We start from the raw sequence: 16,448 nt of genomic DNA, 5'->3' as shown, positions 1-16,448 counted from the left end.
GGCAGTAAAAGATGGATGCAATCAAACTTGCAAGTTTATATTTTTTTGGAACAGAAGAATTTAATTCGTCCAATTGCATGATAGCAACAGTCAGCTTTAAGAAAAAAATTGATCCGGAACGATTGTATCCCAGCTACCGGGCGCTGGTTATGGAAAATCCGCTGCTGCAGGCAAAAATGGTGGAACAGCCTGAAAAAAATACGTTCAAATGGAACCGGTTTCCAAAAGAGGAGCTAAAAGCTTTGCTTGATTATGAAGAGGAGCAGCTTTCTAAGTATTATACTGAGGAAGAGGTTTTGGAACGATACGATTCCACCAATTCCAGGCTGGTTTTTCACCTGTTTCCTGTAAATGAGAATACGATGGTATTTTCCATGCACCATGCAGTGACCAATGGCCGGGGACTGATATTCTGGATTAAGAAGTGGCTTGAATACTATTCATGTGAAATTGACACAGTGCCGGGAGAGACAGACGCCTCTTCCGGCTTAAGAGATCGGATTCTTCGCACGGTAAGAAGAATTTCTGCCTATTTATGGCTGCCTGTTTTTTTAACGGGCTTTGCATTCCATGCGAATAAGAAGGATAAAAACGAAACGTTAGACTTAAGTTATGACAGAAAACCAAAGAAAGGCAGAGGCTATGTGAAAAAATCCTACAGCTTCAGTGCTGAAAAAACCCGGGAAATATTACGCCAGAGCAGACGGTATGATATGACATTTGGCGAATATCTCTGTTACAGAATGACGGATGGATTATTGGAGCATGATTCCGGAAAACAGCGTGTGCTTGTCTCCATGCCTATGGACATACAGCCTTTGCATTCCTATTCGCCACAGACCATGCATGGTAATTATGTGGCGAGTCTTCCGGCGCAGTTCTTCCGGGAGGGAGATTTGAGAAAACAGGTAAAAGAAGCGTTTAAATGGTTCAAAAGAGGAGTTCCGTACGGCTTGCTGCGTCTGGCAGCGGTATGCTCCAGTTCATTGGAAAAATACAAGAGTCTATGTTTGAAATCGTGTAAGAAAACCATGTCTGAAAGGGGGCCGTTGATGAATACGTCAATCACTCTTTCTAACCTTGGCATTATATCATATCCAATTATGGAAAAATGGGTGGAATCCTTTTATATTTCTGTGAGAGCCCAGTCACTTTTCCTTTCGTCGGCTACCATTTCAGGCCGGTTAATGATGGAACTATGCGTTTCAAAAAATCTTTACGATCCGGAAGAAGTTATTTCTCTTTTTGACAGGATATTATCTGAGAAACATTTATTAAATTCATAGTAATAAGGGGAGATCAATCAGTATGGAAACAAAAATGAAAAACGTTACAGAATATCCGTTAAGCTCATACCAGAAGGATATATGGCTGGAACAGTGTATGTATCCCGGTAAGCCGATTTATAATATTGGCGGATATACAGAAATAAAAGGCGAAATTAATGTACCATTATTTAACCAGGCCATTCAGGTTTTTATAAACCGCAATGAAATGATGCGGGCTAAAATGACAGAAAGGGACGGAGTACCATATCTGAACATATTATCAGAGTCTTTGTATGAACTGCCTGTGCATGATTTCTCCGGGAAGAAAAATCCCCGTGAGTTTTGTATGGAATGGATGCGGGGAGAGTTTCAGAAGCCCTTTGATATGGGAAAACAGCTCTTCCAGTTTGACCTGCTGAAATGGAGTGATAACCAGTACTTTGTATTCATCAAAGCCTTTCATCTTATTATAGATGGCTGGGGCTTTGTACTCACTCACAAACAAATCATAGAAAACTATAATGAATTATACAGAGAGGGAAAAACGGAAGAGAAACCGGTCTATTCCTATCACGATTTCCTGTTGGAAGATCAAAGCTACCATAATTCAAACAGTTTTATAAAAGACCGGGAATTCTGGAGGGAAAAGTATTTAACTATTCCAGAGCCATTGTTTAACCGAAACGCTAACGGAACCGGTCCGGACATGCAGTCAGACTGGAGCGGCAGGCGAATTTTAAAGCTAGACAGGGAATTATATAACCGGATCATTCAGTTTAGTGAAGAAAGGGGCTGTTCTGTCTTTCACTTTGTACTTGGAACCTTATTTACCTATTTCAGCAGAGTATGCGATAAGGAAGAGGTAGTGATCGGCGTGCCGGTTTTAAACCGAAGTAAAACAAAATATAAGCAGACAATGGGACATTTTGCCAATGTGATTCCGTTGAGGATATCTCCGGGAAGCGATATGAGCTTTCAGGAACTTGTGAAATACATTAAAAATGAGCTCATGGATTGCTACAGGCACATGAGGGTTTCCACCGGAGAAATCTACCGGTCTGTTTTCCGTACAACAAACGAAAAAAGCAGTCTTTTTGATATTTCGTTTTCCTATGAAAAGCATGGGGCGACGGAAAGCTTTGTGGATGCTGAAATAGGAAGCCATGTAATGCTGCCTCATCATCATGAACGCAATGCCCTGACAGTCTATTTAAGAGAGTATGAGAATGCAGAAGTTTATATTGATTTTTCCTACCGCATGGATGTGTTTGACAAATTTATTCCAATTGAACATGTGGTCTCTCATTTTGACTTTTTATTCCGCCAGGTATTGGAATATAACGAATCCATCATAACAGAAATCGGTATTGTACCTGAATGGGAACAAAAGAAGATGTTAGAAGAGTTTCATGCAGCAGCTGCGGATTATTCCAAAAACAAGACCATTCACACTCTGTTTGAGGAACAGGTTTTAAAATATCCGGAACAGGCTGCCCTATGTCTGGAAGATGAGAAGCTTACGTACCGTGAATTAAACCAAAGGGCAAACCAGCTGGCATGGACACTGAGAGAGAGGGGGGTGAAAAAAGATCAGATCATTGCCCTCATGACCGGACGTTCATTTGAAATGATCATAGGTATGATGGGAATACTCAAAGCAGGCGGCGCTTATTTAACCATTGATCCCAACTATCCTTCAGAAAGAATAAAGTATATGCTGGAAGACAGCGCGTCGGAAATTTTGCTGACTCAAAAGTATCTGAGGGATAAAGCGGATTTTGACGGTGAAGTGATCCTGCTTGATGACAGCCAGAGTTTTAATGATAACAAAGATAATCCGGAGAACAGAAGTAATCCGGAGGATCTTGCATATATCATCTACACTTCCGGATCTACGGGTAAACCAAAAGGAGTTATGGTAAAGCATCAGGGAATCTTAAACCTTCAGGCCTTTTTTGTGCAGAAGCATGAGATGAATAAAAATGACAGAATGCTGCAGTTTGCAAGCAGTTCTTTTGATGCTTCCGTATGGGAGATTTTTACCACCCTGCTGACCGGTGCTTCCCTTTATTTAATACCAAAAGAAACCATAAACAATTTAATGGAGTTTGAAAAATATGTGAATAAAACAGGTATTACCATAGCATTGCTCCCCCCAACCTATTTATCTAACCTGGAACCAGGAAACCTGCCAACTCTTACAAGGCTGGTTACCGGAGGGTCTGCAATCACAAAAGAAATGGTGAAAAAGTGGAAGGACGGGCTTACCTATATCAACGCTTACGGGCCCACGGAATACAGCGTTATTACTACTACATGGACATATAAAGAGGAAGAGATGGAATATGAATCGGTACCCATTGGAACCCCTGTGAACAATACCAGAGTTTTTATTCTTGACAAAAAGCGCCATATGCTGCCAATCGGTGCAGCGGGTGAATTGTGCATTTCAGGTGACGGACTTGCAAGAGGGTATTTAAACCGTCCGGAGCTTACGAAAGAAAAGTTCGTGGATAACCCCTTTGAATCAGGAGAAAAGATGTACCGGACAGGGGATCTTGCCAGATGGCTGCCAGACGGCAATATTGAATTCCTCGGCAGAATTGACGATCAGGTAAAAGTCAGAGGTTTCAGGATTGAACTGGGTGAAATCGAGAGCCAGCTGCTGAAACTGCCGCAGATCAAAGAGGCAGCAGCTGTTGCAAGAGATGATTCACAGGGTAATAAATATATTGCAGCTTATATTGTCTGGGAAGAAGCATTACCGTTAGACAGGTTAAGAGCAGAACTGTTACAGGAACTGCCGGATTATATGGTACCTTCCTGCTTTGTCCAGCTTGACCAGATGCCTTTCACTGTCAATGGAAAAATTGACCGCAAAGCCCTTCCGGAACCTGACCTGACTATGGATACAGGTGCAGAGTACGAAGCACCGTCTGATGAACTGGAAGAAGGTATCTGCCGGTTGTGGAAGAAAATATTTAAGGCAGAACGTGTGGGCATCAATGATAATTTCTTTGCACTTGGGGGAGATTCATTAAATGCGATTGTACTTTCCTCTGAAATCCATAAAGAATTTAATAGTAACATCCCGTTAAAAGAGATTTTCGCAGGTCCCACAGTAAGGGATATGGCGCAATATTTAAGGAATGCGAAACAGGATATCTATGCTTCCATTAAGCCAGTGGAACAGGCGGAATATTATCCCATGTCATCTGCCCAGAAACGGATATTTGTATTAGGGCAGCTGGAGGACGGGAAGACAGTATATAACATACCGGGGGCTGTCCTGATTGAAGGCGGTATTGACGCACAAAAAACAGAAGCTGTTTTTAAACAGCTGATCGAACGTCATGAGACTTTAAGAACCTCCTTTGAGATGATAAACGGGGAACCGGTCCAGAGAGTGCATGAACAGGCAGATTTCAGCGTGTCTTACAGGGAAGTTCCGGAAGAAACAACAGATAACCTGCTGGATGAATTTATAAAGCCCTTTGATTTAAGCAAAGCACCACTTTTGCGGGTAGGTCTGGTGAAAACCGGAGAAAACAGGCATGTTCTTTTGTTTGATATGCACCATATTATCTCTGACGGAGTCTCCATGGAGATACTGATCCGGGAATTTACAACCCTTTATGAAGGAATGGAGTTAGATCCGCTCAGGCTTCAGTACAGGGATTATTCAGCATGGCAGAATCAGATGTACGAGGATGGAACCTTAAAAAAACAGGAAGAATACTGGCTGAAAACCTTTGAAGGCGATATCCCTGTACTCAACATGCCTCTTAATTATCAAAGACCGGCAGTACAGAGCTTTGAAGGAGACAGAATCAGGTTTCATTTAAGCCAGGACATTACAAGGAAGCTTCAGGTTGTGGCAAAGGATAACGGAGCTACCATGTACATGGTGCTGCTTGCAGCGTACAATATACTGCTTTATAAATACACCGGACAGGAAGATATTATAGTGGGTTCACCGATTGCGGGAAGGCCCCATGCAGATCTGCAAAATATTATAGGAATGTTTGTCAATACTCTGGCAATGAGAAACTATCCCCAGGGAGAGAAGACCTTCCAGGACTTTTTAACAGAAGTCAGGGAAATGGCTCTGGGCGCGTATGAAAACCAGGATTATCCCTTTGAGGAGCTGGTGGAAAAGCTTAAGCTGAAAAGGGATGTAAGCCGAAATGCCCTTTTTGATGCCTTCTTCGCCCTTCAAAGTGTGGATACTGCAGCATTTGCAATGGACGGTCTGAGCATGATACCTTACAGTTATGATGTGAAAATGTCCAAATTTGACATTGCCCTGACTGCCAAGGAGGAGGAAGAGGGGATAGCGTTTGAACTGGCATATTGTATCAGGCTGTTCAGCAAAGAATTCATGGAGAAAACCGCAATCCACTACGGCGCATTGCTGGAAGAGATTGGCTCTTGTCCCCAGACCCGTCTTAAGGATCTTCAGATGCTGGAAAAAGAAGAAATTCAACGAATTGTATATGGCTTTAATGACAACGCTGCAGAGTATTCCAGAAATAAAACCATCATCCAGGTATTCGAAGAACAGGCTAAGAAAAATCCTGACCGGGTGGCTGTGGAATTTGAAGAAAGCAGCCTGACCTATGGGGAATTGAATGCACGTTCCAACCAGCTGGCAGGAGTATTGAGAGAAAATGGAGCGGGTACGGAAAAGACGATAGGTATCATGACAGAGCGCTCGGTGGAAATGATAGTGGGAATTATGGCAGTACTGAAAGCAGGAAGCGCTTATCTGCCTATCGATCCCCTTTATCCGGAAGCGAGAATCCGGTATATGCTGGAAGACAGCCAGACGGAAATTCTGCTGACGCAGACGGAAGTGATGGACAAGGTGCAATTTACTGGCAAAATACTGGACTTAAAGAATGAGTCATTGTATCAGGGAGACGCAGCAAATATATCTTCGCTTAATTTTCCGGATGATATGGCCTATGTTATCTATACTTCCGGAACAACCGGTAAGCCTAAGGGAGTCATAATTGAGCACAGGAATGTGCTGAATCTGACAGCAGGTTTAAACAGGCATATTTACGGAGCGTATGACAGGAACTTAAAAGTTGCTCTGGTGGCACCCTATGTCTTTGATGCATCAGTCAAGCAGATATTCCCGACTCTGATGCTTGGTCATACTCTTTGCATCGTGCCGGAAGAAGCAAGGATTGATGGCACGAGTCTGCTCCGTTACTATAAAGAACATTCCGTGGATGTCTCCGATGGAACCCCGGCACATATCCGTTTTCTGGAGAATGCCATGCTGGATGGAGCGGATGCCTTAACGGTAAAGCATTTTATAATCGGCGGTGAGGCACTGGGGATAGAAACGGTAAAGAGTTTTTATGACCGGATTTCCGGAGAAAAACCCAGGATCACCAATGTATACGGTCCTACAGAATGCTGTGTGGATTCCACCTTGTTTTCCATTGATGATGAAACGGCAGCAGGACTGAACTCTGTTCCCATCGGAGTGCCGCTTAACAATGTACAGGTCTACATTCTTGGTAAAGACAGAGAGGTACTTCCGATTGGTGCGGCAGGAGAGCTGTACATATCCGGTGACGGAGTGGGAAGAGGTTATTTAAACAGAATAGAACTGACAGAGCAGAAATTCGTGGAAAATCCCTTTGTTCCCGGAAGCAGAATGTACCGGACAGGGGATTTGGCAAGATGGCTGCCTGATGGAACCATCGAGTTCCTTGGAAGAATTGATTATCAGGTAAAAATCCGGGGATACAGAATTGAACTGGGTGAGATTGAGAACCGGCTGCTGACCCATGAGTCAGTCAGGGAAGCCGCAGTGATTGACCGGGAAGACGGATACGGGACAAAATATCTCTGTGCATATATAGCAGGAAAAGAAGATCTTACGACAGGGGAACTGAGAGAGTTTCTGTTAAGGGATCTGCCTGATTATATGGTGCCGTCCTATTTTATTCAGCTTGAAAAGCTGCCCCTTACCTTCAACGGAAAGCTTGACCGAAAGGCACTTCCAGAGCCGGAGGGCAGGATTGATACCGGTGTGGAATATGAAAAGCCGGAAGGAATGGTGGAAGAAAAGCTGGCAGGAATCTGGCAGGAAGTATTGAAAATCGAGAAAATCGGGAGAATGGATAACTTCTTTGAACTGGGAGGACATTCTTTAAAAGCTACTGTGCTGGTTTCCAGAATCCACAAGGAATTCAACATCAACATTCCGTTAAAAACGATTTTTGCAGGACCGACAATAAAAGAAACTGCAGAATATATTAAAAACGCAAAAGAAGATATCTACGCTTCCATTAAACCGGTGGAAAAGGCAGAATACTATCCGATGTCGTCTGCCCAGAAGAGGGTATTTGTATTGGGACAGCTGGAGGACAGCAAGACGGTCTATAATATGCCGGGAGCTGTCATGATTGAGGGCAGCGTGGATGGACTAAAAACAGAAGCTGCATTTAAAAAACTCATAAAGCGCCATGAGACTTTAAGAACCTCTTTTGAAATGATGGATGGAGAGCCGTTACAAAGAGTGCACGATGAGGCAGACTTTTGTGTGTCCTGCAAAGAGGCACCAGGAGAAACGACAGAAGACCTGTTAAATGAATTTATAAAGCCCTTTGATTTAAGCAAAGCACCTCTTTTAAGAGTAGAGCTGGTAAAGACTGGAGAAAACAGTCATGTTCTTTTGTTTGATATGCACCATATTATCTCCGACGGCGTCTCCATGGAAATTCTGATCCGGGAATTTATTGCCCTTTATGAAGAAACGAATTTAAATCCGCTCAGGCTCCAGTACAGGGATTATTCCGCATGGCAGAATCAGATGTACGAAGATGGAACTTTAAAAAAGCAGGAAGATTACTGGCTGAAAACCTTCCAAGGTGAAATTCCGGTACTCAACTTGCCCCTTGATTATAAACGGCCGGCAGTACAGAGCTTTGAAGGAGACAGAATCAGATTTCGTTTAAGCCAGGAGGTATCACAAAAGCTTCGGGGTGTGGCCAGGGAAAACGGAGCAACCATGTACATGGTACTGCTTGCAGCATATAACACACTGCTTTATAAATATACCGGCCAGGAAGATATTATAATCGGATCGCCGATTGCAGGAAGACCTCATGCAGATCTTCAAAACATGATAGGAATGTTTGTTAACACTCTGGCAATGAGAAACTATCCCCAGGGAGAGAAGACCTTTGAGAAATTTTTGGCGGAAGTCAGAGAAATGGCCCTGGGCGCGTATGAGAACCAGGATTATCCCTTTGAAGAACTGGTGGAAAAGCTTAATCTGAAACGGGATGTAAGCCGGAGTGCCCTTTTTGATGCTTTCTTCGCACTGCTAAATGTGGATTCAGCATCACTGGTGATGGATGGACTAAACATCACGCCTTACAGCTATGAAGTGAAGATGTCCAAATTTGACATTGCCCTGACTGCCAAAGAGGAGGAAGCGGGGATAGAGTTTGAGCTGGCATACTGTACCAGGCTGTTCCGTAAAGAAACCATGGAGAAAGCCGCAATCCACTACGGCACATTGCTGGAAGAGATTGCCAATGATCCTCAGACCCGGCTTAAGGATCTTCAGATGCTGGAAAAGGAAGAAATTCAAAGAATTGTATATGGCTTTAATGACAACTCCGCAGAGTATTTCAAAGACAAGACCATAATTCAGGTATTTGAAGAACAGGCAGAGAAAAGTCCCGACCGGACAGCTGTGGAATTTGAAGAAAACAGCCTGACTTATGGGGAATTGAATGCACGTTCCAATCAGCTGGCTGCAGTATTGAGAGAAAATGGAGCAGGTCCTGATAAGACGGTAGGAATTATGGCAGAGCGCTCGGTGGAAATGATAGTGGGAATTATGGCAGTACTGAAAGCCGGAAGTGCTTATCTGCCTGTTGATCCCCTTTATCCGGAAGCCAGAATCCGGTATATGCTGGAAGACAGCCAGACGGAAATACTGCTAACGCAGTCGGAATTATTGGACAAGGTGCAATTCTCTGGAAAAATGCTGGACTTAAAGAATGAGTCATTGTATCAGGGAGAGGCAGGCAATATAGCTCCGGTTAACACTCCGCAGAATATGGCTTACGTCATATACACTTCAGGAACAACAGGTAAGCCAAAAGGAGTCGTGATCGAGCACAGAAATGTGCTGAATCTGACTGCAGCTTTAAACAGGCATATTTACGGAAAGTATAACAGGAATTTAAAAGTTGCCCTGGTGGCACCCTATGTCTTTGATGCATCGGTCAAGCAGATTTTCCCGACTCTGATGCTGGGTCATACACTTTGCATCGTTCCGGAAGAAGCAAGGCTTGATGGCACGAGTCTGCTCCGTTACTATAAAGAACATTCCGTGGATATCTCCGATGGAACCCCGGCACATATCCGTTTTCTGGAGAATGCCATGCTGGATGGAGCGGATGCCTTAACGGTAAAGCATTTTGTTATTGGCGGTGAGGCACTGGGGATAGAAACGGTAAAGAGTTTTTATGATAGGATTGCCGGAGAAAAACCCAGGATCACCAATGTTTATGGTCCAACAGAATGCTGTGTGGATTCCACCTTATTTACAATTGATTATGAAACCGCAGCCAGACTGGACTCTATTCCCATCGGAGTTCCGCTTGACAATGTCAAAGTCTACATTCTTGGAAAAGACAGAGAGGTACTTCCGGTTGGCGCGGCAGGAGAACTGTACATATCCGGTGACGGAGTGGGAAGAGGCTATTTAAACAGAAAAGAACTGACAGAGCAGAAATTTGTGGAAAATCCGTTTGTTTCCGGAAGCAGGATGTACCGGACAGGAGATTTGGCAAGATGGCTGCCTGATGGAACCATCGAGTTTCTTGGAAGAATCGATTATCAGGTAAAAATCCGTGGATACAGGATCGAACTGGGGGAGATTGAGAACCGGCTGCTGACCCATGAGTCAGTCAGGGAAGCCGCAGTGATTGACCGGGAAGACGGATACGGGACAAAATATCTCTGTGCATATATAGCAGGAAAAGAGGAGCTTACAACAGGGGAACTGAGAGCATATCTGTTAAAGGATCTGCCTGACTATATGGTGCCGTCCTATTTTATTCAGCTTGAGAAGCTGCCCCTTACCTTTAACGGAAAGCTTGACAGAAAGGCACTTCCGGAGCCGGAGGGCAGAATCGATACCGGTGTGGAATACGTGAAACCGGAAGGGATTGTGGAAGAAAAGCTGGCGGTTATCTGGCAGGACGTGCTGAAAGCTGAGAAAATCGGGAGAATGGATAACTTCTTTGAACTGGGAGGACATTCTTTAAAGGCAACAGTGCTGGTTTCCAGAATCCACAAGGAATTTAACATCAACATCCCGTTAAAAGAGATCTTTGCAGGACCGACAATTGCTGAAATGAAAAAATACATAGAAAATGCAAAGGAAGATATCTATGCATCCATTGAGCCGGCTAAAAAAGCGCAGTATTATCCAATGTCCTCTGCGCAGAAGCGGGTCTATGTATTAAGCCAGCTGGGAGGGAATGGAATTACCTATAACATGCCTTCTGCATTGCGGATAGAAGGAAATGTTGATATAGAACGCCTGCAAACGGCCTTTAGTCAGCTGATTGAGCGCCATGAAACCTTAAGAACATCATTTAAAACAATAGATGGTGAACTGATCCAATGGGTGGATGCCCATGTCGATTTTACAGTCGGGTATGAAGAAGCTGCGGAAGAAGAGGGAAAGGAGATTGTACGTAATTTTGTAAAACCTTTTGACTTAAGTAAGGCACCTCTTTTGAGAGCAGGACTGGTAAAATTAAAAAATGAAAGTTACATCCTGATGTTTGATATGCATCACATCATTTCCGACGGAGTTTCCATGGAGATACTGCTAAGAGAATTCAGCGCTCTTTATGAAGGAAAAGAATTAAAACCACTGCATCTTCAGTACAGGGACTACTCCGTATGGCAGAAGCAGATGTATGGGAACGGTTCACTGAAACACCAGGAAAGTTTCTGGCTGGAGACATTAGGGGGTGAGATACCCGTACTTAACCTGCAGACAGATTACAAAAGACCGGCAGTGCAAAGCTTTGAAGGAGGAAGAGTTCGTTTCCGCATAGGCAGCCAAATCACCGGAAAGCTTGGTGAAATTGCAAAAGAAAACGGAGCCACCATGTATATGGTACTGCTGGCAGCCTACAACACGCTGCTTTACAGATATACAGGGCAGGAAGATATGATAGTCGGCTCCCCCATTGCCGGAAGGCCTCATGCAGATCTGCAAAATATAATAGGGATGTTTGTTAATACCCTGGCGATGAGAAATTACCCCCAGGGAGAAAAAACCTATAAAGAATTTCTGGCAGAAGTCCGGGAAATGGCCCTGGGCGCTTATGAAAACCAGGATTATCCCTTTGAAGAGATAGTAGAAAAACTGGGATTAAAGGGAGACATGAGCAGAAATGCGTTGTTTGATACCATGTTTGCGCTTCAGAATATGGAGACCGGAAGCTTTGAACTTGCTGGAATGAAAGCCGCTCCTTATGGCGGCGGGGCTCCCATATCCAAGTTCGATATAACTCTGGCTGCCATTGAAACACAGGAAGGCATTTCCTTTGAACTGGAATACGGGATTAAGCTGTATAAAAAGGAAACCATGGAAGCTCTTTCGGAACATTTTGTCAATATTTTGAAAGCAGTGGCAGAAAATCCGGAGGTGAAGCTGAAGGATATTCCGATTCTTGATGAAGAAGAACGTAAAAAAATATTATACTGCTTTAACAGGACAGCGGAGCCGTATCCAAAACACAGTACCATTCATGGAGCTTTTGAAGAACAGGTCAGAAGGTATCCGGATAAGGCAGCGGTAGTCTTTGGTGAGAGCAGTCTAAGCTATCTGGAACTGAACAAAAGGGCCAACGCACTGGCTGAAATACTGCAAAACAGGGGTGTGGGGACGGATAAGATTGTCGCCATTATGGCGGAGCGCTCCCTGGAAATGATCGTTGCAATGTTTGGAGTATTAAAAGCAGGAGGAGCCTATCTGCCTGTAGACCCCAATTATCCGGAGGACAGAATCCGGTACATGCTGGAGGACAGCGGTGCAGCGGTAGTCCTGACACAAAGGCACCTTAAGGAGAAAGCTGTGACTGACAGTGAGGTGATTTTCCTTGATGACCAATTTGGTGAGTGTGGGGAAAATCCTGAGAACTTAAGCAGTGCAGGAGATTTAGCGTATATTATCTACACCTCAGGTTCAACGGGAAAACCCAAAGGAGTCATGGTAGAACATCATGGAATCATAAACCTCCGGAATTATTTTAAAAGATACTGGAAGGTGGACGAAAATGAGCGGATGCTTCAGTTTGCAAGCAGTTCCTTTGATGCATCGGTATGGGAGATATTCACCTGTCTGCTGGGAGGGGGGACCCTGTACCTGATATCAAAAGACACCATAAACAACCTAAATGAATTTGAAGCATACGTCAATGAAAAGGAAATAACCATAGCACTGCTTCCGCCTACTTACTTAGCCGGAATTGAACCGGGAAAACTGCGTACACTGAAAAAACTGGTTACCGGCGGTTCCGCTATTACAAAGAACCTGGCAGATCAGTGGAAAGACAGTGTTGAATATATGAATGCCTATGGTCCCACGGAATACAGCATTATAACCTCCGCATGGAAGTACAGGGCAGAAGAAATGTGCTACGGTTCCGTACCGATTGGAAGACCTGTGGACAACACGAGAATCTATATTCTGGACAAAAACGGCAATCTTCTGCCGGTAGGTGCGGCGGGTGAATTGTGTGTAGCCGGAGACGGAATTGCCAGAGGTTATTTAAACAGGCCGGAGCTGACAGCTGAAAAATTTACAGCTGATCCGTTTTTGTCTGGTGAAAGAATGTACCATACTGGAGATTTAGCCAGATGGCTTCCGGATGGAAATATCGAGTATATGGGAAGAATTGACGACCAGGTAAAGATCAGGGGCTTTCGGATCGAGCTTGGAGAAATCGAAGATCGGCTGCTTCAGTGTCCGTTAGTACGTGAGGCAGTGGTTATGGCCCGCGAAGACAGTCATGGAGATAAGTATCTTGTCTCTTATTATACGGGGGAAGAAGAGCTGGAAGCGGCTAAACTCAGGGAACAGATGGCACAAGCACTGCCTGACTATATGGTGCCGTCCTATTTTGTGCAGTTGGATGCGATGCCTGTAACTGCCAACGGTAAGATTGATAAAAAAGCATTGCCGGAGCCGGAAATAGGCGGATGTGGGCAAGCAGAATACATCGGACCGAGAAACGACACAGATGCCAAAATCCAGAAGGTATGGCAGGAGGTCCTGGGGATCGGACAGATCAGTATCGACGACAACTTCTTTATGCTTGGAGGTAATTCTATTAAGGCGATCCAGACAGTATCTAAACTGGCAATGGAGTTTGAAATAGAGATCAATGATATTTTTAAGTGCCTGACGATACGTGTTTTGTCGGATCACATCAGATATTCCAAAGACAGGCTGAAAAATGCCTTAAATGCCTATAGAGAAGCGGCTGTTACAGCTCAAAGCGGAGTGGCTGCACTAGACGAAGGAATGGAAAAGCGGATCATTAAATATAAGACCAGGATCCAGAAGTATAAGAAGATGGATTTATCAGAAAAAGCAGATTACAGAAATATCCTTCTGGCTGGAAGCACCGGTTATCTGGGAATCCATATTTTATATCAGCTGCTGCAAAATACCGATTATAAGCTGTATGTGCCGATCAGAAGTAAGGATGACGAAGAAGCCTTTGAAAGGCTTTGCAAAAAGCTTGAGTATTATTTTAATCCGGATGCGCAGCTAAAGAATGTTTTAGCGGACAGAGTCTTCGCATTTAGAGGAGATCTGGCAAAAGAAAATATGGGCTTAAGCAGGGAACTGTATGAAGTGCTGGCAGATAAAATTGATGTAATCATTAATTCGGCGGCGAACGTGAAGCATTATGGCCACTACTCTGAGCTGTATGACGCCAATGTGGCAGGTAATGAAAGGCTGATTGAATTTGCCCGGACAGGGAAGAAAAAAGCGTACAACCTCATTTCCACAACCAGCATAGGAGAGGGAGCTATAGAGGGAAAGAAAAGAGAACTGTTTACCGAATACGATTGTGATCTGGGGCAGAACTCAGAAAACTACTACTCACAGACGAAATTTGAAGCGGAGAAGATGGTTGTAAAAGCCCGGGAAGAAGGAGTAAATGCCAATGTGTTCCGGGTTGGTAATCTGGTATTTGACTCTGCCACAGGCATTTTCCAGGAAAATATCACAAATAACGCGTTCTATGCGGTAATCAGATCCTGTATCAATCTTGGCTGTTTTCCTGAGACGGCAGAAAAGAACATCAATTTCTCTTTCATCGATCAGGTGGCCAAAGCGGTTGTGCTGCTGTTTGACAGGAAAAAACTGCAGAATGAAACGTATCACCTGTATAACAGTCACACCGTGAGCATGAGTTTCGTTGCAGAGCTGATCAATCAGGCCGGGGTGAAAGTTAAGATCATTCCTCCTGCAGAATTTGTGGAGAATCTGCTTAAAAAATATGATGATAAAGATAAAACAGATGATATCACCCAGATTCTTGTCCACACCAATATGTTATCCGGAAGCATGGAAAAGACCTCATTTACCCTGTTAAACAGCAAAACGGATGTGATTTTAAAAGCTGCAGGTTTTGAATGGTCAAGGCTTGACTGTGAAAAGGTAAAGTTAATGCTTGAGCATTGCATGAAGGTGGGATTTATTAATCGTTTTGTAAAGGAGAGAGAACGTGAGCAGAATTAAGTTGTTTTGTCTGCCTTATGCGGGAAGTTCCGCTATGATATATTATCAATGGAGCAAATTTCTGGATAAGGATATAGATTTGCAGCCTGTGGAATTAGCAGGAAGAGGGAGCAGAATTGATGTTCCCTTATATGACAGTATGAATGGAGCAGCACAGGATGTGTGCTGTTCCATAAAAAATCAGATAAAAGATACACCGTATGCCATATTCGGGCACAGTATGGGCAGTTGGATTGCATTTGAATTATATCATGAGTTAAAAAAGTCAGGTCTTCGTATGCCGGAACATATTTTTTTCTCCGGAAACAGGGCCCCCCAGCTGAATGTGAAAAGAAATAGAATAATCCATAATCTGCCGGAACATGAATTTAAGAATGCCATTTTAAAAATGGGGGGCACGCCGAAAGCTGTTTTTGAAGATAGCGCGCTGGCTGAAATTTTTGTTCCGCTAATCAGGGCAGATTATAAAATTACGGAAAAGTACATCTATACCCCTGGAAAAAGCAAACTTGAGTGTGGAGTTTCGATTCTGTGCGGCAAGGATGATACGATTACCGAAGAAGGCATAGAAGCGTGGAACGAGAATTTGTTAAATGAGGCAGAAATTGTATATTTTAGCGGAGGACATTTTTTCCTAAACCAAAATATTGGAAATGTCACAGCCTACATTAACCGCACGCTTAAAAAAGCTGATTGCTATGTATCATAAAATCTATATGCAGAATGGAATCTGCGTATAATCAATAATTGAAGTTCAGAAGGGATCATGGAACGGTGCAGTATGGGAGGTTCAGTTAATAAGTGTGACTGTCAGGCTATTAATCAGGAATTGGCAGAAAAAGTGAAGTCAGAAATGAAAGATGACGGCTGTTTTTCTCTTCTCTTGGCATTCTTAAAATTAATTAGTGATGATACCAGAATAAAGATCATGTATGCATTATCAAAAAGTGAATTATGTGTGAATGATCTTGCCGTCATTTTAGATATGACGAAATCAGCAATATCCCATCAATTAAAACTGCTTAAGGTATCCGGCCAGGTAAAATCAAGAAAAGAGGGGAAATTTGTCTATTATTCCATGAATAATGAGCATGTATTTGAGATAATGGAGAATGCTCTGATTCATGTAAAATACCAAAAGTAGTATTTCATACAGCGCCTGTGCTTTTTTATCAGGCGCTGTATTTACTATTATTTGCCGCAGTAATATCATACTTAAAAAACATCGTCATCACGAGGTTGACGATGTTTTTTTTCATCCACATAAAATCCACACATTAATATGATAAATTGAAAAAGTCTTCATATCGCCTGTGGAATACAGAAAAAAAGGCTCTGGGACCAGGAGTATAATCATA

General features: G+C 43.4%; 4 protein-coding genes. All 4 read left to right on the top strand.

Annotated features, from left to right (window positions below; genetic code table 11):
* Positions 1-11: 11 nt before the first annotated feature.
* From DS742_RS07690 to DS742_RS07675, 4 genes are read left to right on the top strand one after another with little or no spacing between them, the layout of a single operon-like run.
* Positions 12-1,286, top strand: a complete 1,275-nt coding sequence (locus DS742_RS07690; RefSeq protein ID WP_117416407.1) for a condensation domain-containing protein — start codon at positions 12-14, stop codon at positions 1,284-1,286.
* Positions 1,287-1,308: 22 nt separating this feature from the next.
* Positions 1,309-15,090, top strand: a complete 13,782-nt coding sequence (locus DS742_RS07685) for a non-ribosomal peptide synthetase (protein WP_117416406.1) — start codon at positions 1,309-1,311, stop codon at positions 15,088-15,090.
* Positions 15,077-15,799: a thioesterase II family protein gene (locus tag DS742_RS07680; RefSeq protein ID WP_117416405.1), complete on the top strand. Its 723-nt coding sequence runs from the start codon at positions 15,077-15,079 to the stop codon at positions 15,797-15,799. Before DS742_RS07685 ends, DS742_RS07680 begins: the two co-directional genes overlap by 14 nt.
* A gap of 57 nt (positions 15,800-15,856) precedes the next feature.
* Positions 15,857-16,234 carry an ArsR/SmtB family transcription factor gene (locus tag DS742_RS07675; protein WP_242996423.1) on the top strand — a complete coding sequence of 126 codons (378 nt, stop codon included), beginning with the start codon at positions 15,857-15,859 and terminating at the stop codon, positions 16,232-16,234.
* Positions 16,235-16,448 lie beyond the last annotated feature (214 nt).

Origin of the sequence: Lacrimispora amygdalina, assembly GCF_003432035.1 — a bacterium.
GTDB classification, from domain to species: domain Bacteria; phylum Bacillota; class Clostridia; order Lachnospirales; family Lachnospiraceae; genus Lacrimispora; species Lacrimispora amygdalina.
The sequence above is the reverse complement of the archived record's forward strand: the minus strand, read 5'-3'. Positions and strand labels throughout refer to the sequence as shown.

Coding starts and splice junctions, on each gene's coding strand:
- DS742_RS07685 (WP_117416406.1), top strand. CDS start 1,309: ATGGAAACAAAAATGAAAAACGTTACAGAATATCCGTTAAGCTCATAC.
- DS742_RS07690 (WP_117416407.1), top strand. CDS start 12: ATGGATGCAATCAAACTTGCAAGTTTATATTTTTTTGGAACAGAAGAA.
- DS742_RS07675 (WP_242996423.1), top strand. CDS start 15,857: ATGGAACGGTGCAGTATGGGAGGTTCAGTTAATAAGTGTGACTGTCAG.